This window comes from Microbacterium sp. CGR1, from assembly GCF_001266755.1.
Taxonomy (GTDB): Bacteria; Actinomycetota; Actinomycetes; order Actinomycetales; family Microbacteriaceae; genus Microbacterium.
The window spans coordinates 1,649,261-1,668,230 of the sequence record NZ_CP012299.1; the positions used below are offsets into that span (position 1 = coordinate 1,649,261).

Here is an 18,970-nt window from a genome sequence, read left to right on the forward strand (position 1 = left end):
GTCGTCGAGTGTACGCAAGGCGACCGTCCTGACAAAACCCGTCGGACTACCGACTTTCGGCAGTAATGCGATGTCCGTGCCCGGGACTAGATTCGCCCTGACCTGATCGCGTCAGAGATGCGTTCATGCCCGCACGACCTGCCACGCCGCAAAGGAGCGCCTGCCGATGAGCAGCCAGATCGATCACCTTCTCGATGAGACCCGCCAGTTCCCGCCGTCCGAGGAGTTCGTCGCCCAGTCGGTCTCGTCTCCCCGGCTGTATGAGAATGCGTCGACCGACCGCGAAGCCTTCTGGGCCGACCAGTCACGCGAACTGCTGGAGTGGCACAAGCCGTTCACGCGCGTGCTCGACTGGTCGACCCCGCCGTTCGCGAAGTGGTTCGACGACGGCGAGCTCAACGTCGCGTACAACTGCCTCGACCGCCACGTCGAGGCGGGCAACGGCGACCGTGTCGCTCTCCACTGGGAGGGCGAACCGGGCGACTCCCGGTCGATCACCTACGCCGAGCTGACCGAGGAGGTCAAGCGCGTCGCGAACGTGCTGGAGGGGCTCGGCATCGGCCATGGCGACCGCGTCGCGATCTACCTGCCGATGATCCCCGAAGCGGTCGCATCGATGCTCGCCGTCGCCCGCGTCGGCGCCATCCACTCCGTCGTGTTCGGCGGGTTCAGCGCCGACAGCCTCCGCTCGCGCATCGATGACGCAGGGGCGAAGCTCGTCATCACCGCCGACGGCGGCTACCGCAAGGGCCGCGTATCCGCGCTCAAGCCGGCCGTCGACCAGGCGCTCGCCGACCGCGGCGACGGCGAGCAGCAGACGGTCGAGCACGTGCTCGTCGTCAAGCGCGGCGAGAACGAGGTCGACTGGGAGGACGGTCGCGACCTCTGGTGGCACGAGGTCGTCCCCGCGGCCTCCCCCGAGCACACTGCCGTGGCCTTCCCCGCCGAGAACCCGCTGTTCATCCTCTACACCTCCGGGACTACGGGAAAGCCCAAGGGAATCCTGCACACCTCCGGCGGGTACCTCACTCAGGCCGCCTACTCGCACAAGTACGTGTTCGACCTGCATCCCGAGACCGACGTGTACTGGTGCACCGCCGACATCGGGTGGATCACCGGACACAGCTATGTCACCTACGGTCCGCTGGCGAACGGCGCGACCCAGGTCATCTATGAGGGCACGCCTGACGCGCCGCACTCCGGGCGCTGGTGGGAGATCATCGAGAAGTACAAGGTCTCGATCTTCTACACGGCGCCCACCGCAATCCGCTCGTTCATGAAGATCGGCCGCAGCGTGCCCGCGAAGTTCGATCTGTCGTCGCTGCGCCTGCTCGGCTCGGTGGGCGAGCCCATCAACCCCGAGGCGTGGATCTGGTACCGCGACGTGATCGGCGCGGGCAAGACGCCCATCGTCGACACCTGGTGGCAGACCGAGACAGGCGCGATCATGGTCTCTGCACTGCCCGGTGTCACCGCCACCAAGCCGGGATCCGCCCAGGTGCCGCTGCCCGGAATCTCGATCGACGTCGTCGACGAGTCGGGCGCCGAGGTGGGCAACGGCAACGGCGGCCTCCTCGTCGTCACCGAACCGTGGCCGAGCATGCTCCGCGGGATCTGGGGCGACCCCGAGCGGTTCACGGAGACGTACTGGGAAAAGTTCGAGAAGCAGGGCTACTACTTCGCCGGTGACGGTGCGCGCCTCGACCAGGACGGCGACCTCTGGTTGCTCGGCCGAGTAGACGACGTCATGAACGTCTCCGGACACCGCCTCTCGACGGCCGAGATCGAGTCGTCGCTCGTCGCACACGAGGCGACGGCCGAGGCCGCGGTCGTCGGCGCGGCAGATGAGACGACCGGTCAGGCCGTCGTCGCATTCGTGATCATCAAGGAGAGCTACCTCTCGGCGCACGACCCCGCCGGACTCGCGCAGCAGCTGCGCCTCTGGGTGGGTGAGCAGATCGGCGCGATCGCACGGCCCCGCGACGTGTACATCGTGGGCGAGCTTCCGAAGACGCGCTCGGGCAAGATCATGCGGCGTCTGCTGCGCGATGTGGCTGAGGGGCGCGAGGTCGGAGACACCACCACGTTGGCCGACACCGCGGTGATGAGCATCATCTCGGCGCAGGTCAAATAGCGCGGCTGCAGCAAACGCCCCCTTCCGAACCGATCCGGAAGGGGGCGTTGCCGTGTGCGCGTGGTGAGGGGTGGCGACCTCAGGCCAGGATGAACGTGGCCTCGACTTCGACCGGGCTGTCGAGCGGGAGCACCGGCACACCGACGGCCGCGCGGACATGCTGCCCGGCGTCGCCGAAGATCTCGCCGAGCACCAGGCTCGCCCCGTTGATCACGCCGGGCTGGCCGGTGAAATCGGGGGTGGATGCCACGAAGCCGCCGAGCCGCAGCACGCCGGCGATCCTGTCCACGCCCCCGGCCGCAGCCGCAGCCGCAGCGAGAGCGTTCAGGGCGCAGGTGCGCGCGTAGGCGTTGGCCTCCTCGGCGGTGACCTCTGCCCCGACCTTGCCCGTCGCGGGAAGCGCTCCCTCGACGAAAGGCAGCTGGCCGGAGGTGTAGACGAGTCCGTCGTGCACGACCGCCGGGACGTAGGCTGCGACCGGCGCCGCGACGACGGGGAGCTCGATGCCCAGCTCGGTCAGGCGCGCAGAGACGCTCATGCCGCTCCCCCTTCGAACTGGCGGGACGCCTCGGCTGCGGCAGCGAGACCGGCGTTGCCCGAGGCATCCGCCGTCACCGGGCGCTTGAAGTAGGCGACGAGCCCACCCTCGGGGCCCTGGATGACCTGCACGAGCTCCCAGCCCTGCTTGCCCCAGTTGTTGAGGATCGCTGCGGTGTTGTGGATCAGCAACGGGGTGGTCAGGTACTCCCAGGTGGTCATGGCACTCCTGTCTGGCGGCATCCGCGCTGGCGGCTGCGTCAAAGGCGGTATTCAGGGAACTCCCCTACGATCAAGCGTATGCCTCAAAAGAATCGCACGGTGAAAGGTGCGCTCGGCGGAGTCCTCGGACTCGTCGGGCTGAGCGCCGTCGCCGGCCTCCTCGTCGCGGCCAGCGTCACCCCGGTCCTCGCCATGACCGGTATCGCCGGGTCGCAGGCCCTCACCATCTTCGAAGACCTGCCGGAGAACCTTCAGGTCGGCGCGCCGATGCAGCAGTCGACCATCTATGCGACCGGTCTCGACGGCAACCCCGTCGCCCTGGCGTCGTTCTACGAGCAGAAGCGCATCCCCGTGGCGTACGACCAGGTCGCGCCGGTGATGTACGACGCGATCCTGTCGAGCGAGGACAAGAACTTCTACACCCACGGCGGCATCAACCTCGGCGCGACGCTGAAGGCCGCGGTCGGCAACGTCGCAGGCACGACCGATCGAGGAGCCTCCACGATCACGCAGCAGTACGTGAAGAACGTCCAGGTGCAGGAGTGCGAGCAGGACGTCGACCCCGCGGCCGAGGACTACTCCAAGCAGATCGAGCAGTGCTTCCTCGATGCGGCGGTCGCGGACGGCGGCAAGGGCGTCGAGCGCAAGCTGCAGGAGATGCGTTATGCGCTGAAGATCGAGAAGGACTACTCGAAGAACGAGATCCTCCTCGGCTACCTCAACATCGCCAACTTCGGCGGCACCATCTACGGCATCGAGGCCGCAGCGAACCGGTACTTCTCCACCAGCGCGGCGAATCTCAGTCTCGCGCAGGCGGCGACGATCGCCGGCATGGTGCAGGAGCCCAACCGATTCCGCATCGACCGCCCCGAGGGAATCTGGACGGATGACGCCGGCGTGGCGCACAACGGGGACGCCGACGGCTACAAGGACACGAAGGATCGCAGAGACTACGTCCTCAATCGGATGCTCGCGGACGCGAAGATCACGCAGGCCGCGCACGACGAGGCCGTCGCCTCGCCGGTCACTCCCCTGCTGAGCGAGCCCCAGCAGGGCTGTGCGGCCGCGGGCGACAACGCGTACTTCTGCCAGTACGTGAAGGCCGTCATCGAGAACGACGAGGCGTTCGGCGCCACGGAAGAGGAGCGTCGCTCGAACCTCCGCCGCGGCGGAATGGAGATCTACACCTCCCTCGATCTGCGGGTCCAGCAGCCCGCGATCGACGCGGTCAGGGCGCAGGTCCCGCAGGCGATGCCCGGGATCCTCGTCGGTGGCACCGGAGTGTCGATCGAGGCGTCCACGGGTCGGGTACTCGCCATGGCACAGAACACCGTCTTCAACGAGACGACCGAGGCCAACCTGGCTGCCGGCGAGACCTCTCAGGTCTTCGCGGCCGACAAGGCGCATGGCGGCTCGACCTACGGGTTCGAGACGGGATCGACCTACAAGCTGTTCACGCTTCTGAGCTGGCTGGAGTCCGGCCACTCCGTGAACCAGGTCCTCGACGGTCGCCTCAAGACCTTCAGCCCCTTCACCAGGTGCGGGGACAAGGTGACGAACAGCTCCAAGATCAACAACTTCGGCAACTCCGGCGGCTCGGTGGGCAGCGTGCGACAGTTCACCGCGCAGTCCCTGAACACCGGTTTCCTCGCGATGGCGCAGCAGCTCGATCTCTGCGACATCAACGAGGTGGCGAAGCGACTCGGCGTCCACTACGGCAACGGCGACGACATCACGGTCGGCGGAACGAACGCCAACACCGCTCCGAACGATCCGTTCCCGACGGTTCTGGGCTCGAAGAGCGTGGCTCCTCTGCAGATGGCCGGCGCCTACGCCACCGTCGCCAACAACGGCGTCTACTGCGAGCCTCGCGTGATCGACCGGGTCGTCGGCGAGGACGGCGCGGAGATCACTCCTCCCGCGCAGAAGTGCTCTCAGCAGCTCACCCCTGAGGTCGCCGCGACCGCCGCGTACGCACTGCGAGGCGTCATGGAGGGCAACGGCACCGGAACGAGGGCCAACCCGTACGACGGAACCCAGCTGATCGGCAAGACCGGTACCGCCGAGAAGGAGCACACCATGCTCGTCGAGTCGAGCACCAAGGTCACGACAGCGGTGTGGGTCGGAAACGTCGACGGCCGCGTGCCGCTGAACGACTTCCGCAACGGCAACGGGACGCGACTCGGCGACATCCGCTACGGCCTCGCCAAGGCGATCCAGGGTGCCGCGGATGCCGTGTACCCCGCGGAGGACTTCCCTCGCCCCGACGACAAGCTGGTTCGTCAGGTTCTGACGAACGTTCCCGACGTGGTGGGCAAGTCCGTCGGCGAAGCGACCTCTCTCATCGAGGCTGCGGGCTTCACCGCAGCCGTCGGACCCGCCGTGGACGGTCCCGCCGGCGATGTCGTCATGGCGCAGGACCCGTCCGGACAGGCCCCGAGCGGTGCGACGATCACGATCTCGCCGAGCAACGGCCAGGGCGCGACGGTGCCCGACATCACCGGACAATCGAAGGCCGAAGCGCAGAGCGCGCTGTTCGGGGCAGGGTTCTCGTCGATCGACTTCGACGGGTCATGCAACGGTCAGAACGCCGCGGTCACGTCCACCGACCCGGCCGCGAACACACCGACGACGAAGAGCACGTCCATCAAGGTCCGCTGCAAGTGACGTCTCGCCACGCGGCGCACCCGGCCCTCATCGCGCTCGGCGCGGTGGGGGCCGCTGGTGCCGCAGCCGCCGTCTGGGGCATCGGCATCGAGCGCTACCTCTTCACGGTGCGTGAGGCGACCGCATCCGCTCTCGCCCCGGGTTCCGCACCGTTGCGCGTGCTGCACATCTCGGACGCGCACATGGCTCCGTGGCAGCACCGCAAGCAGGACTGGCTCGCGTCACTCGCGCAGCTGAAGCCCGATCTCATCGTCAACACCGGCGACAATCTCGGACACCGCGACGGTCTCGCCGGGATCAGACGTGCCTTCGAGCCGTTCGCCGGAATCCCCGGTGTCTTCGTGCACGGTTCCAACGACGTCATCGGCCCCTCGCCGCGGAACCCGATCCGCTACTTCGCCGGCCCGTCGCAGCGCCCGCGAGAGCTGAACTTCCTCGACACCGATGCGATGGACGCGTACTTCACCGACGAGCTCGGATGGACGAGCCTGAACAACGCCGCAGCGCGACTCACGGTGGCCGGCAGTCCCCTGGACCTGTTCGGCGTGAGTGATGCGCACTGCGACTGGGACCGGCTCGAGGACCTGCCGGACGCCATCGATGCTCTCGGCCCGCGGACTGCCGGCACATCCGTTCTCGGCGTCACGCACGCGCCCTATCAGCGCGTCCTGAACGGGTTCGTGGAGATGGGCGCCGACGCCATCCTCGGAGGCCACACGCACGGCGGTCAGGTGTGCCTGCCCGGTTTCGGTGCTCTCGTAGCGAACTGCGACATCCCGCTGAAGCAGGCGAAGGGTCTCAGCACGTGGACTCAGGGCGATCGCGCCGTGCCCCTCAATGTCAGCGCGGGCTGCGGACACTCGATCTACGCGCCGATACGCTTCGCGTGCCGCCCCGAGGCGACGCTGCTGACCCTGACGGCGCGCGGTTGATGCCTCGATTCGGCGCTGGGAGCATTTCGCTGTAGACTCGGAGGGTTGCAAAACGGGGTGTGGCGCAGCTTGGTAGCGCGCTTCGTTCGGGACGAAGAGGTCGCAGGTTCAAATCCTGTCACCCCGACAAGTAACACCGGAAGGCCGTCCTCACGGGCGGCCTTCTCTGTATCCGGAACGAGGAGAAAGGCACCGCATGAGTCGCTTGCTCCCCCCGCCTCGACGACTGACCCGAGGCATCGCCCTCGCTCTCGCCCTGCCGTTCTTCGGCGGCATCGCGCTGCTGACGCTCACGCCGACGCGCATCGAGCAGTCCATGCCGAACCTGCTCGATCTCGTGCTGTCCGTTTCGCACCGACTGGGGTGGGAGTCTCTTGATTTCACCAGCCTCGAGGTCATCGCCAACGTTCTGGTCTTCGTGCCCATCGGCATCCTGGCTTTCATCCTCATCCCCCGCCGCCTCTGGCCGCTGGCGCTCGCCCTGGGCCCGGCAGTGTCCCTCTCCATCGAGGCCGCCCAGCGCCTCGCCCTGCCGAATCGCACGGCCACCGTGTCCGATGTGATCGCGAACTCCGGCGGCGCGCTGATCGGCGTCGCGCTCGCGATCCTGTGCACCCTCCTCTTCGCTCCGCGTGTCTCTCAGCACCGCCCGTCTACTCTGGAAGCATCATGACCTCGCCTGCACTCGTCGCCTTCGATCTCGACGACACCCTCGCCCCGTCGAAAGAGCCCATCGATGCTCGCATCGCCTCGTTGCTGCTCGCGCTGCTGCAGCGGGTCGAGGTCGCGATCATCTCGGGCGGCAACGAGGCGCAGTTCCGCGCTCAGGTGATCGCGCGGCTCGGAACCATCGACGAGGCGGCCGCGGCGCGACTGCACCTGCTCCCCACCTGCGGCACACGGTACCTGCGCCACGACGGCACGGATTTCTCGCCGCTCTACGCCCACGACCTCACCGCGGACCAGAAGGCCGGCGCTCTCGCCGCCCTGCGCGAGGAGGCGGAGCGTCTGGGGCTGTGGGAGTCTCAGCCCTGGGGTGAGATCCTCGAGGACCGCGGATCCCAGATCACCTTCTCTGCGCTCGGGCAGAAGGCTCCCCGCGATGCCAAGCATGAGTGGGACCCGTCCGGTACGAAACGAGAAGCTCTTCGGGACGCCGTGGCGGCGAGACTCCCCGAGCTCGAAGTGCGATCCGGCGGTTCGACCTCCATCGACATCACTCTGGCCGGCATCGACAAGGCCTTCGGCATGAAGCAGCTCGCCGAGCACACCAGCATCCCCCTCACTTCGATGCTGTTCTACGGTGACCGACTCGATGAAGGCGGCAACGACTACCCCGTCCTTGCGATCGGAGTGCCCTCGGTCGCGGTCGAGGGGTGGGAGGACACCGCAGACAAGCTCGACGAGCTTCTCGCGACCCTCTGACCGCCCACCCCTCCCTCGAATCCGGGGACGAGGTCAGCGCACGACGGCCTCCGACGCGGCCCGTGCGACCGGCACGAGGCGCGTGAGCTGAGTGACGTGCGACGGCTCGAGCTCCGCGAGTGAGGCGACGCCCAGAAGACGCATGGTGCGTTCGATCTCCGTCCGCAGGATCTCGATCGTGCGGTCGACGCCCGCACGGCCGCCCGCCATGAGGCCGTAGAGGTAGGCGCGGCCGATGAGGGTGAAGTCCGCTCCGAGCGCGACCGCCGCGACGATGTCCGCGCCGTTCATGATCCCCGTGTCGACCATGACCGTGAAGTCGTCACCCACGGCGGTCCGGACCTCCGGCAGAAGGTGGAACGGAATGGGTGCGCGGTCGAGCTGCCGCCCGCCGTGGTTGGAGAGCACGATGCCGTCGACGCCGGCGTCACGCAGGCGCACCGAATCCTCGACGTTCTGCACGCCCTTGATCACGATCTTGCCCGGCCAGATGTCACGGATCACCGCAAGGTCGTCGTAGCTGATCGTGGGGTCCATCGCCGCGTCGAGCAGCTCGCCGACGGTGCCACCGGTGGTGCTCAGCGACGCGAACTCCAGCTTCGGGGTCGTCAGGAAGTCGTACCACCACCACGGACGCGGGATGGCATTGATGATGGTGCCGAGCGTGAGCTGCGGCGGGATGCTGAAGCCGTTGCGCTTGTCACGCAGCCGCGCTCCGGCGACCGGGGTGTCCACCGTGAACTGCAGCGTGTCGAAGCCCGCAGCGGCAGCACGCCGAGTGAGTTCGTAGGAGATCTCGCGGTCGCGCATGACATAGAGCTGGAACCAGTTGCGGCCGTGCGGGTTGGCGGCCTTCACGCCCTCGATCGACGTCGTGCCCAGGGTCGAGAGAGTGAACGGGATGCCGGCCGCCGCCGCCGCTCCCGCGCCGGCGACCTCGCCCTCTGTCTGCATGAGACGCGTGAAGCCGGTCGGCGCGATGCCGAACGGGAGCGCCGACGGGCCGCCGAGGATCTCGACCGCGGTGTCGACATCCGGAGCCGGCCGGAGGATCCCGGGGTGGAACTCCACATCCTGGAATGCCTGGCGTGCCCGCGTGAGCGACAGCTCGCCCTCGGCGGCGCCATCGGTGTAGTCGAACGCGGCCTTCGGCGTACGCCTCTTGGCGATCGTGCGCAGGTCGTCGATCGTGAGCGCCGAGTCGAGACGGCGCTTCTTGCCGTTGAACTCGGGCTTCTTGAACTTCATCAGGTCGAGAAGCTCTGCGGGGTTGGGAACCTGGCGCTGGACCATGGCTGTCCTCTCAGTCGGTGGGTCGGACGCTGCGGGTGAGCCCCGCCGCGGTGTAGTAGCCGGTGATGTGCGCTCGGACGAGGGTCTGGGCGGTCGCCGCGTCACCCGCGGCGATGGCCTCGATGATGGCTCGGTGCTCGGCGCGCAGCAGGTCTGCCATGGCATCCCAGTCGGCGATGGATGAGGCGCCCTGCTGCACGTACGACTCGATGGAGGTGCGCAGGCCCGCCATGATCGCGGCGACGACGGTGTTGCCACTCGATTCCGCGAGGGCGAGGTGGAGCTGGGCATCGAGGGCGAGGAACTCGTCAGGCGTCAGGGCGCCGACGTCCATCGCATCGAGCACGCTGTGCGCCGCGGTGAGATCGGGCGCGTGCTGGCTCGCGAGAGCGGCGACGACCGCGTCTTCGAGCAGCAGTCGGGTCTGCACCACGTCCGCGAGCGGAAAGCCCTGTGCGGCGACCTGGAGGCGCAGAAGCGTCGACATGCCACCGGACGGGGTCGCGATCACGATCGCGCCCGACTGCGGCCCCGAGCCGGTCGAGGTGCGGATCAGCCCCATGACCTCGAGCACGCGCAGCGCCTCTCGGACGCTCGAGCGCCCGACACCCAGGTCCGCGGCGAGCTCGCGCTCCGAGGCGAGACGATCACCGGGGCCGAGACGCCCGTCGATCAGGTCGCGCTCGACATGTTCGAGCACGAGCCTCCAGGCGCGCGCTGGCTGCTCCGGCATCCGCTCTCCTCATCGTGTGCGTCGGCGGCATCGATCCTCGACGCACCTGTGGTCTGACCACAGTAGCGTGTGTGGTCAGACCACGCAATCGGGGTACGCCGACACACCGCCCGAGGGCGGAGGATGACGTGAGGGCGTTCAGCCCAGCCGCCCACCCGACTCTTCGAGGTAGCACGCGCCGCACAGTGACTCGTAGGTCGTGATCTCCGGCGCCAGCGATCCGTCAGCGCCCTCGTCGATGGCGACCTGGTCGCCGTCGAAGACGAACCGACCGCCGATCACACGACCGTTGAAGACGGCCTTGCGCCCGCAGCGGCAGATGGTCTTCAGCTCCTCGAGGGAGTGCGCGATCGCGAGCAGACGAGCCGACCCCGGGAAGGCGTGGGTGAGGAAGTCATTGCGGATGCCGTAGGCGATCACCGGGATGCCGTCTTCGATCGCGATGCGGAAGAGGTCGTCGACCTGCGCTGCCGTGAGGAACTGCGCCTCGTCGATCAGGAGGCAGGCGACATCGATCGACCCCCCGCGGACCGGTTCATCGGCGACCGCACGGCGCACGCGATCCCGGTGCTCGTCGAAGAGCTCGCGGACGTCGGCATCGGGAGCGATGAGATAGTCGACGTGCCGCGTGACACCGAGTCGACTCGCGATCTCGGATGCACCCTTGGTGTCGATCGCCGGCTTCGCGAGCAGCACGTGCTGGCCGCGCTCCTCGTAGTTGTACGCGGCCTGGAGCAGCGAGGTGGACTTGCCCGAGTTCATCGCCCCGTAGCGGAAGTAGAGCTTCGCCACCGGCGCGCTACTCGTTGATGCCGAGCGTGGCCGCCGTCGCCGCGGTGGACTTCGCCGCCAGCTCGGGGTCCTTGTTCAGCTGCTCGCCGAATGTCGGGATGAGCTCGCGCAGTTCCGACTCCCAGCCGGGGTACTCGTCGGGGAAGCACTTCTTCAGCAGATCGAGCATGATCGGCACGGCGGTGGAGGCGCCGGGCGAGGCGCCGAGCAGACCGGCGATCGAACCGTCGGCCGCGGACACCACTTCGGTGCCGAACTGCAGGATGCCGCCCTTCTTGGGGTCCTTCTTCATGACCTGGGCGCGCTGCCCCGCGTCGATGAGCGTCCAGTCCTCGTCCTTCGCCGTCGGCATGAACGTGCGCAGGCTGTCGACCTTCTTGGCGTGGTTCTTCAGCAGCTCCCCCACCAGGTAGGTGATGAGGTCGGGATTCGCGAACGCGACGCGCAGCATCGGCCACAGATTGTGCGTGCGCACCTGCGACACGATGTCGAGCATCGAGCCGTTCTTGAGGAACTTCGGGCTGAAGGTCGCGAACGGGCCGAACATCAGGGAGGCCTCGCCGTCGACCACGCGCGTGTCGAGGTGCGGGACCGACATGGGCGGGGCGCCCACCGAGGCCTGCGAGTACACCTTCGCCTTGTGCTGCGCGACGATCTTCGGGTTCGAGGTCTTGAGGAACTGCCCGCCGATCGGGAAGACACCGTAGCCCTTGATCTCGGGGATGCCCGAGCGCTGCAGCAGCTTGAGCGCCCAGCCGCCGGCGCCGACGAACACGAAACGCGCCTTGATCTGGTTCGGCGTGCGACCGATCGTCGTGCGGTAGTTGATGAGCCAGGTGCCGTCCTTCTGCTTCTTCAGGCTCTTGACCTCGTGGTTGGTGCGCAGCGCGACGCCCGACTCGGTGAGGTGGTCGAAGAGCTGGTGCGTCAGCGCACCGAAGTCGACGTCGGTTCCGGCGGGCACGCGGGTGGCCGCGAACGGCTCGCCCTTACGGCGCTGCTGCATGAGCAGCGGCGCCCACTTGTTGATGACGCGGGAATCCTCGCTGTACTCGATGCCCTCGAACAGCGGCTGCTTCTTCAGGACCTCGTAGCGGTCCTTGAGGTACTTGACGTCCTTCTCACCGCGCACGAACGTCATGTGCGGCGTCGCGTTGATGAAGGTCGACGGCGCATCGAGCACGCCGCGATCGACCAGAGACGACCAGAACTGACGACTCTGCTGGAACTGCTCGTTGATCGAGACGGCCTTGGCGGGGTCGAGCGGAGCGCCCTTCTGCTGCGGCATGTAGTTCAGCTCGCAGAGCGCCGCGTGGCCGGTGCCCGCGTTGTTCCACGGGTTCGACGATTCCTGAGCCACATCGGAGAGTCGCTCGAACGCGACGATCTTCCAATCCGGCTGCAGCTCGTGCAGAAGGGTACCCAGGGTGGCGCTCATGATGCCACCACCGATCAAGACGACATCGACGGTTTCGGTCACCACGACAGTCTAGTTCGCGGTCACGGCACGACAGACCACGCGGGGCCGTCCGGCGAGACCGGATCCGCATGACCGCGATGCGGTCAGGCTATGGCGACCAGGCGCTCGGCGAGGATCTCGGCGATCTGCACCGCGTTCAGCGCCGCGCCCTTGCGCAGGTTGTCGTTGCTGATGAACAGCACGAGGCCCTTGTTCTCGGGAGCGGACTGGTCGGCGCGGATTCGTCCGACGAAGCTCGGGTCCTTGCCCGCGGCCTGGAGCGGCGTGGGCACCTCGTCGAGGACGACACCGGGGGCTGCGGCGAGCACCTCGGCGGCGCGCTGCGGCGTGATGTCGCGGGCGAACTCGACGTTGATCGAGAGCGAGTGGCCCGTGAAGACGGGAACCCGCACGCACGTGCCGGCGACACGGAGGTCGGGCAGCTCGAGGATCTTGCGGCTCTCGTTGCGGAGCTTCTTCTCCTCGTCCGTCTCGTTCTGACCGTCGTCGACCAGGTTGCCCGCGAACGGGATGACGTCGAACGCGATCGGAGCGACGTACTTCTCGGGCTCAGGGAAGTCGATCGACGAGCCGTCGTGCACGAGGCGCAGCGTGTCGCCCTGGGCGAGGACGCCCTCGACCTGCCCGAGGAGCTCCTGCGCACCGGCGAGACCCGAACCGGAGACGGCCTGGTAGGTCGAGACGATCAGGCGCTCGAGACCCGCTTCGGCGTGCAGCGCCTTCAGAACCGGCATGGCGGCCATGGTCGTGCAGTTCGGGTTGGCGATGATGCCGCGAGGGCGGTCGTCGATCGCGTGCGGGTTGACCTCGCTGACGACCAGCGGAACCTCGGGATCGTTGCGCCAGGCGCTGGAGTTGTCGACGACGACGGCTCCGGCCTCGGCGAAGCGGGGAGCGTATGCGCGGCTGGCGGTCGCGCCGGCCGAGAAGAGGGCGATGTCGATGCCCGCGGCATCCGCCGTCTCGACATCCTCGACGATGACGGTCGCGCCGCCGAACTCGATGGCGGTGCCTGCAGAGCGCGACGACGAGAACAGACGCAGCTCGCGAATCGGGAAGGACCGTTCGGCGAGAATCTCGCGCATCACGGTGCCCACCTGGCCGGTGGCGCCGACGATGGCGACGGAGAGTCCTGAGTCGGAGATGCGGGTCATGATGTTCCTTGGCGTCGTGCAGTGCTGCATGCGAGGCTTCAGGCGCGACGTCGGGATGCGGATGCCGCGCCTGGCGCCGATGTCAGGGTTTCGGTGAGTCTACCGTGCCGTCCGGTGATCGAGGACCGACCGTCGGGCGGGGTGCGGGCCGGGTCAGCATCCCGAGTCAGTTTTGCGGATAGAGTCACGATTCGCGGACGGGATCAGCTGACACTTCCGCAGATCGTGCGGTCATCCGCAGATCGTGCGCGATCGGCGAGGGTCAGCGACCGGTGCCGGCGTGGACCGTGGCCTCGGCGTCGCCGTCGAGTCCGTACGCGGTGTGCACGGTGCGGGCGGCCTCGGCCAGGTCGGTGTCGCGGAGCACGACCGAGATGCGGATCTCGGACGTCGAGATCATCTCGATGTTGATGCCACCGGCCGACAGCGCCTCGAACAGCGTCGCGGAGACGCCCGAGTGCGTCCGCATACCCGCTCCGACGACCGACAGCTTGCCGATCTGATCGTCGTGCACCAGGTTCTGGAAGCCCACTTCGGTCTGCTCCCCCGCGAGCGCCTTGAGCGCAGCCGAGGAATCGGCCTTGGGAACCGTGAACGAGATGTCGGTGCGACCCGTGGCCGACACGTTCTGCACGATCATGTCGACGTTGGCGCCGGACTTCGCGACGATCTTGAAGATCTCCGCCGCCTTGCCCGGCACGTCCGGAACGCCGGCGACGGTGATCTTGGCCTGGCCGAAATCGGTGGCGACACCGGCGACGATCGGTTCTTCCATGGCTGCTGCTCCCTCGGCTTCGCGAGGGTTCTTCATACCCTCGCCCAGAACGTATGTGCCCTCGGACGACGAGAACGTCGAACGGGCGTGGATCAGGACGCCGTGACGGCGTGCGTACTCGACAGCGCGGATGTAGAGCACCTTCGCGCCGTTGGCGGCGAGCTCGAGCATCTCCTCACTGCCGATGTGGTCGAGCTTCTGCGCCTTCGGGATGACGCGGGGGTCGGCCGTGAAGATGCCGTCGACGTCGCTGTAGATCTCGCAGACGTCGGCGTCGAGGGCCGCGGCGAGAGCGACGGCCGTCGTGTCCGAGCCTCCGCGTCCGAGCGTGGTGATGTCGCGGGTGTCGCGGTTGAAGCCCTGGAAGCCGGCGACGATGACGATGGCCCCCTCGTCGAGCGCTTCGCGCAGACGGATGGGGGTGACATCCACGATGCGGGCGGCGCCATGCTGCGAGTCGGTGATCATGCCCGCCTGGCTGCCGGTGAACGACCGCGCCTCGAAGCCCATCGAGTGGATGGCCATGGCCAGGAGCGCCATCGAGATGCGCTCACCGCTCGAGAGCAGCATGTCGAGCTCACGCGGAGCGGGAATCGGCGCGACCTCGTTGGCGAGGTCGAGCAGCTCGTCGGTCGTGTCGCCCATCGCGCTCACGGCGACGACGACGTCGTGGCCGGCGCGACGCGTGTCGACGATGCGCTTGGCGACGCGCTTGATGCTCTCTGCGTCGGCGACTGAGGAGCCGCCGTACTTCTGCACGATGAGGGCCACGTTCACTCCCTGGGATGTCGGGCGGATCCGCCCACCCCCATTCTACGTTTGGCGCATATGCGCTTCTTCGCATGTGACGGTCGCGCCCGGGTGGGTCAGGGCGCGGGCGGCAGGGGCACTGCAGGCAGGTCGGCTCGGGCAGCGGCCTGGGGACGGAGGCGCCCGCCGGTGGCCGCGAACCAGCAGCCCGCGATGATCAGCGGGAATCCGATGAGCAGGCCCGGCGTCAGCGGCTCGGCGAGCACGATCGCACCGAGGATGATCGCCACGACCGGGTTCACGTAGGTGAACAACGGCGCGCGGACGGGGCCGACCTCGCGGATGAGAGCGAAGAATGCCAGGAAGGCGACGGCGGTGCAGATGACGGCCAGCGCGAGGAGCGCGAAGATCGAGGGAAGCGTCGGCATCTGGTGCTGCGTGAGCAGCCCGATGGGCAGGTAGATCACGCCGATCATGAGCAGCGACAGCGTGATGGTGCCGAGCGAGGGGACGTCGTTCAGCTGTCGAGCGACGATGAAGGGGGCGATGGCATAGAGGATGGCGACCAGCAGCACCTCGCCGGCCGCGATCAGACTGACCTCACCACCGAACAGTCCGGGCCCGGCGACGACGATCGCGACGCCGATGAATCCCACGAGAAGACCGATCCCCCGCGCCGGGCGCAGGACTCCCCGGTCTCCCCCGCCCAGTGCGATGAGCGCCGCGAACAGCGGCACGGTCGCGACGAGCAGACCCGTCATGCCCGAGGGCAGGGTCATCTCGGCGTGGCCGAGCAGCACGAACGGACCCGCCATCTCGACGAGGCCGAACGCGAGCACCCAAGGCCAGTGCTTCCACGCCGCTCTCAGCGCACCGCCGCGAAGCGCGAACGGGAGGAGGAGCAGCGCCGCGATGAGGGTGCGCCCGGCGACGATCGCGGGGGGCGACAGGGACTCGACCGCGATGCTGATGAACAGGTACGGCACGCCCCACAGCAGCGCCATGGCCCCGAAGAGCAGCCACCCGCGTCGCGAGAAGCCGCCCTGTGCGTTCACAGCACGCGCCGACCCTCGAATGCGCGCCCGAGGGTGACCTCGTCGGCGTATTCGAGGTCGCCACCGACCGGAAGGCCGGAGGCGAGGCGGGACACGGTGATCTGCATCGTGGTGAGCAGGCGGCTGAGGTAGCTCGCAGTCGCCTCGCCCTCGAGGTTGGGGTTCGTCGCGAGGATGACCTCCTGCACCGTGGCGTCGCCGAGACGCGACATCAGCTGGGCGATGCGCAGGTCGTCGGGGCCGATGCCGGCGATCGGGCTGATCGCGCCCCCGAGCACGTGGTACAGGCCACGGAACTCGCGGGTACGTTCGATCGCGGCGACGTCCTTCGCGTCTTCGACCACGCAGATGACGGCCGGATTGCGTCGGGGGTCGCGGCAGATCGCACAGCGTTCCTGCTCTGCCACGTTGCCGCAGATCTCGCAGAAGCGCACCCGCAGCCGCACTTCCACGAGCAGCTCGGAGAGACGCGCGACGTCGAATGTCGGCGTCTGCAGGATGTGGAAAGCGATGCGCTGCGCGGACTTGGGGCCGATTCCGGGGAGTCGACCGAACTCGTCGATCAGCTCCTGGACGATGCCGTCATACATCAGGAGAACCTCGTCGGGGGCTCGTAGGGCTCTTCGCGAACGAACGTCGCGCCGAGCACCTGGCGGATCACGGCCTCGCCGTAGCGCTGGACTCCCCCGGCGGGGGCGCGCTCGGTGATCGCCGGGGCTGCGGCGGCCGAAGCCACTCTGCGCGCAGGGGATGCCTGTGCGGTCGTCGACCGCGCGGAGGGAGCGGTCGACGGCGAGCCTCCGACGGGCGGCGCCGCCTGCGACATCGGCGCCGGCTCGTACGACGGGTCGTAGGGCGGCTCGTCGTCGAAGTACGGCGGCTCATCGTCGATGGGCGGAGGTGCGTCGTCTCGGATCTCCGGTGAGACGTCACTCGTCGCGCGGCTCGGAGGCGCCGCCGTCTGAGGCGCCGCTGCGGCAGAGGTGGCAGCAGGCACAGACGCCGCCGGCGGAGCGGTCACCGGAGCGGGCTCAGCGAGCTCGGATGCCGGGATCGACGCCACCGCCCACTCGGTGACGGGGGCCGAGGAACTCCCTGTCTGAGGAGCCGACGACCGAGCGGCCACGGTCTCCGTCTTCGGCGACTCACCACGCGGCTTCTCGGCGTGCGGGGTCTGCGATCGCGGTGACTGAGCTCGCGGTGACTCCGCTGACGCAGGCTCCGATGCGGGCGCGTCGTCGGTCGGGCGTCCCGATGAAGGCGTCGCGGGCTGGCGAGGCGCTCCCCCCGCTGGCATCGGAGCAGGGAGGTACTTGACGCGCACGCCGAGCTCCTGCTCGATGGCGCCGCGCAGATGGTCGGAGGGACCCGAACCCGGCGTCGTGCCCTTGAACTTGGCGACATCGTGCTGGCTGGTGAAGCCCAGAGTCAGCACCTCGGTCTCCGTGACGTATGCGAGCGGCTGGACGGCGGTGGCCAGCAGCCACGACGTGCGGCTGACGCTCTCGAGCCGCTTGAGGACGGCCGGCCAGGCGGCGGTGATCTGCTCGAAGGCGACTGGCCCGGAGGGCGCTGCGACATCGGCGGCCGGTGCGGCGTCGACAGCCGGTGCAGCGCTCGACGTCGCATCGGCAGGGGTCGCTTCGGCCGTGTCGGACTCCCCGGTCTCCCCGCCGGCCGGCTCGGTCGTGGTCGCCGGTCGATCGGCCGCAGCCTGAGGAGCAGCGGCGGGAGCGGCGGGAGCAGCAGCTGCGGGAGCAGCCGACGAAGCAACGGGAGCGGCGGGAGCAGCCTGCGCAGGCGCGGACGCCCGCGGCGGGGCGGAGGTGGCAGCGGCCGGTGCGGACGGGACGGCGGCGACGGCATCCGCTCCCGCAGCGAGCACGCGAGCGACCATCAGCTCGAGGTGCAGTCGGGGCGAGGTGGCGCCCGACATGTCGTCGAGGGCGGCGCTGACGATGTCGGCCGTGCGCGAGAGTCGTGCCGACCCGAAGGAATCGGCCTGCGTGCGCATGCGCGCGAGCTCGTCGTCGGCGATTCCACGGAGCACCGACGACGCTCCCGCGCCCACAGCCGCGATCACGATGAGGTCGCGCAGACGCTCGAGCAGATCGTCGACGAAGCGACGCGGGTCCTGGCCGGTCTGCACCACACGGTCGATCGCCGGGAACGCCGCTGCGGCGTCGGCGCCGGCGAGCGCATCGACGATCTCGTCGAGCAGCGCGGCGTGCGTGTAGCCGAGGAGCGCCACGGCGCGCTCGTAGGCGACGGTCACGGTCTCGGAACCTGCGGGCGAGTCGGAACCGGCGATCAGCTGGTCGAGAAGAGACAGGGTGTCTCGCGGCGAGCCTCCCCCCGCGCGGACCACCAGAGGAAGGACACCGCGCTCGGCGACCACGCCCTCTTCGCCGCACAGCTTCTCGACGTACTCGAGCATCGCGGCCGGGGGCACCAGTCGGAACGGGTAGTGATGCGTGCGCGAGCGGATCGTGCCGAGCACCTTCTCGGGCTCGGTCGTCGCGAAGATGAACTTGACGTGCTCGGGCGGCTCTTCGACGAGCTTGAGGAGCGCATTGAACCCCTGCGGCGTCACCATGTGCGCCTCGTCGAGGATGAAGATCTTGTAGCGATCGCGGCTGGGGGCGAACGTCGCCCGCTCGCGCAGATCGCGTGCGTCGTCGACGCCGTTGTGGCTGGCCGCGTCGATCTCGACGACGTCGAGCGAGCCACCGCCCGCCCGCGACAGCTCGACGCAGCTCGGGCACTTTCCGCAGGGCACGTCGGTCGGGCCCTCCGCGCAGTTCAGGCAGCGGGCGAGGATGCGCGCAGACGTCGTCTTTCCGCATCCACGGGGTCCGGAGAAGAGGTAGGCGTGGCCGACACGGTCGCCGCGGAGCGCAGTCATCAGCGGTTCGGTCACCTGGGACTGCCCGATCATCTCGCCGAACGACTCGGGGCGGTAGCGGCGGTAGAGGGCTGTGGTCACCAGAACAGCCTACGGCGTGCCACGGACGTTCAGGC

General features: G+C 68.4%; 16 protein-coding genes and 1 tRNA gene. 6 read left to right on the forward strand and 11 right to left on the reverse strand.

The annotated features are described in order from the left end of the window. Positions 1-166: 166 nt before the first annotated feature. Entirely contained in the window at positions 167-2,134 is a 1,968-nt protein-coding gene (gene acs, locus AKG07_RS08005) for an acetate--CoA ligase (protein WP_053097369.1), read from the forward strand. Between the two features lie 79 nt (positions 2,135-2,213). Here acs and AKG07_RS08010 read toward each other — a convergent pair whose 3' ends face one another. Beyond that, positions 2,214-2,672 carry a RidA family protein gene (locus tag AKG07_RS08010; RefSeq protein ID WP_053097371.1) on the reverse strand — a complete coding sequence of 153 codons (459 nt, stop codon included), beginning with the start codon at positions 2,670-2,672 and terminating at the stop codon, positions 2,214-2,216. After that, a complete protein-coding gene (locus AKG07_RS08015) occupies positions 2,669-2,893 on the reverse strand; it encodes a DUF4177 domain-containing protein (protein ID WP_053097373.1) in 225 nt (74 codons plus the stop codon). Before AKG07_RS08015 ends, AKG07_RS08010 begins: the two co-directional genes overlap by 4 nt. Positions 2,894-2,971: 78 nt before the next feature. Here AKG07_RS08015 and AKG07_RS08020 point away from each other — a divergent pair, with 78 nt between their 5' ends. The 5 genes from AKG07_RS08020 (at position 2,972) to AKG07_RS08040 (ending at position 7,917) form a co-directional block, all read left to right on the forward strand. Beyond that, a complete protein-coding gene (locus tag AKG07_RS08020) occupies positions 2,972-5,560 on the forward strand; it encodes a transglycosylase domain-containing protein (protein ID WP_053097375.1) in 2,589 nt (862 codons plus the stop codon). Further along, the gene (locus AKG07_RS08025) at positions 5,557-6,492 is read left to right on the forward strand and encodes a metallophosphoesterase (RefSeq protein WP_053097377.1); all 936 of its coding nucleotides are present in this window, start codon (positions 5,557-5,559) and stop codon (positions 6,490-6,492) included. Before AKG07_RS08020 ends, AKG07_RS08025 begins: the two co-directional genes overlap by 4 nt. Positions 6,493-6,545: 53 nt before the next feature. Then, positions 6,546-6,619, forward strand: a tRNA-Pro gene (locus tag AKG07_RS08030). 69 nt (positions 6,620-6,688) lie between these two features. Next, positions 6,689-7,165, forward strand: coding sequence for a VanZ family protein (locus tag AKG07_RS08035; protein WP_053097379.1), 477 nt, complete (start codon positions 6,689-6,691; stop codon positions 7,163-7,165). After that, positions 7,162-7,917 (forward strand): HAD-IIB family hydrolase, encoded by a 756-nt coding sequence (locus tag AKG07_RS08040; RefSeq protein ID WP_053097381.1) that lies wholly within the window; start codon positions 7,162-7,164, stop codon positions 7,915-7,917. The genes AKG07_RS08035 and AKG07_RS08040 overlap by 4 nt, the downstream gene beginning before the upstream one ends. A 33-nt stretch (positions 7,918-7,950) precedes the next feature. On the opposite strand, the gene AKG07_RS08045 is transcribed toward AKG07_RS08040, so the two are convergent. The 9 genes from AKG07_RS08045 to AKG07_RS08085 form a co-directional block, all read right to left on the reverse strand. After that, the gene (locus tag AKG07_RS08045) at positions 7,951-9,210 is read right to left on the reverse strand and encodes an alpha-hydroxy acid oxidase (RefSeq protein WP_053097383.1); all 1,260 of its coding nucleotides are present in this window, start codon (positions 9,208-9,210) and stop codon (positions 7,951-7,953) included. Between the two features lie 10 nt (positions 9,211-9,220). Continuing rightward, positions 9,221-9,943: a FadR/GntR family transcriptional regulator gene (locus AKG07_RS08050; RefSeq protein ID WP_053097385.1), complete on the reverse strand. Its 723-nt coding sequence runs from the start codon at positions 9,941-9,943 to the stop codon at positions 9,221-9,223. A gap of 138 nt (positions 9,944-10,081) precedes the next feature. Next, positions 10,082-10,735 (reverse strand): thymidine kinase, encoded by a 654-nt coding sequence (locus AKG07_RS08055; protein WP_053097387.1) that lies wholly within the window; start codon positions 10,733-10,735, stop codon positions 10,082-10,084. A gap of 7 nt (positions 10,736-10,742) precedes the next feature. Beyond that, positions 10,743-12,215, reverse strand: a complete 1,473-nt coding sequence (locus AKG07_RS08060; RefSeq protein ID WP_053099206.1) for a malate:quinone oxidoreductase — start codon at positions 12,213-12,215, stop codon at positions 10,743-10,745. An 83-nt stretch (positions 12,216-12,298) separates the two neighbouring features. Continuing rightward, complete coding sequence (locus AKG07_RS08065; RefSeq protein ID WP_053097389.1) at positions 12,299-13,369, reverse strand: aspartate-semialdehyde dehydrogenase; 1,071 nt, start codon at positions 13,367-13,369, stop codon at positions 12,299-12,301. A gap of 262 nt (positions 13,370-13,631) precedes the next feature. Further along, complete coding sequence (locus AKG07_RS08070; RefSeq protein WP_053099207.1) at positions 13,632-14,915, reverse strand: aspartate kinase; 1,284 nt, start codon at positions 14,913-14,915, stop codon at positions 13,632-13,634. Positions 14,916-15,010: 95 nt separating this feature from the next. Continuing rightward, positions 15,011-15,949 (reverse strand): DMT family transporter, encoded by a 939-nt coding sequence (locus AKG07_RS08075; protein WP_072591634.1) that lies wholly within the window; start codon positions 15,947-15,949, stop codon positions 15,011-15,013. Then, positions 15,946-16,539, reverse strand: coding sequence for a recombination mediator RecR (gene recR, locus AKG07_RS08080; RefSeq protein ID WP_053097391.1), 594 nt, complete (start codon positions 16,537-16,539; stop codon positions 15,946-15,948). Before recR ends, AKG07_RS08075 begins: the two co-directional genes overlap by 4 nt. Then, positions 16,539-18,935 carry a DNA polymerase III subunit gamma and tau gene (locus AKG07_RS08085; RefSeq protein ID WP_053097393.1) on the reverse strand — a complete coding sequence of 799 codons (2,397 nt, stop codon included), beginning with the start codon at positions 18,933-18,935 and terminating at the stop codon, positions 16,539-16,541. Before AKG07_RS08085 ends, recR begins: the two co-directional genes overlap by 1 nt. Positions 18,936-18,970: the final 35 nt, after the last annotated feature.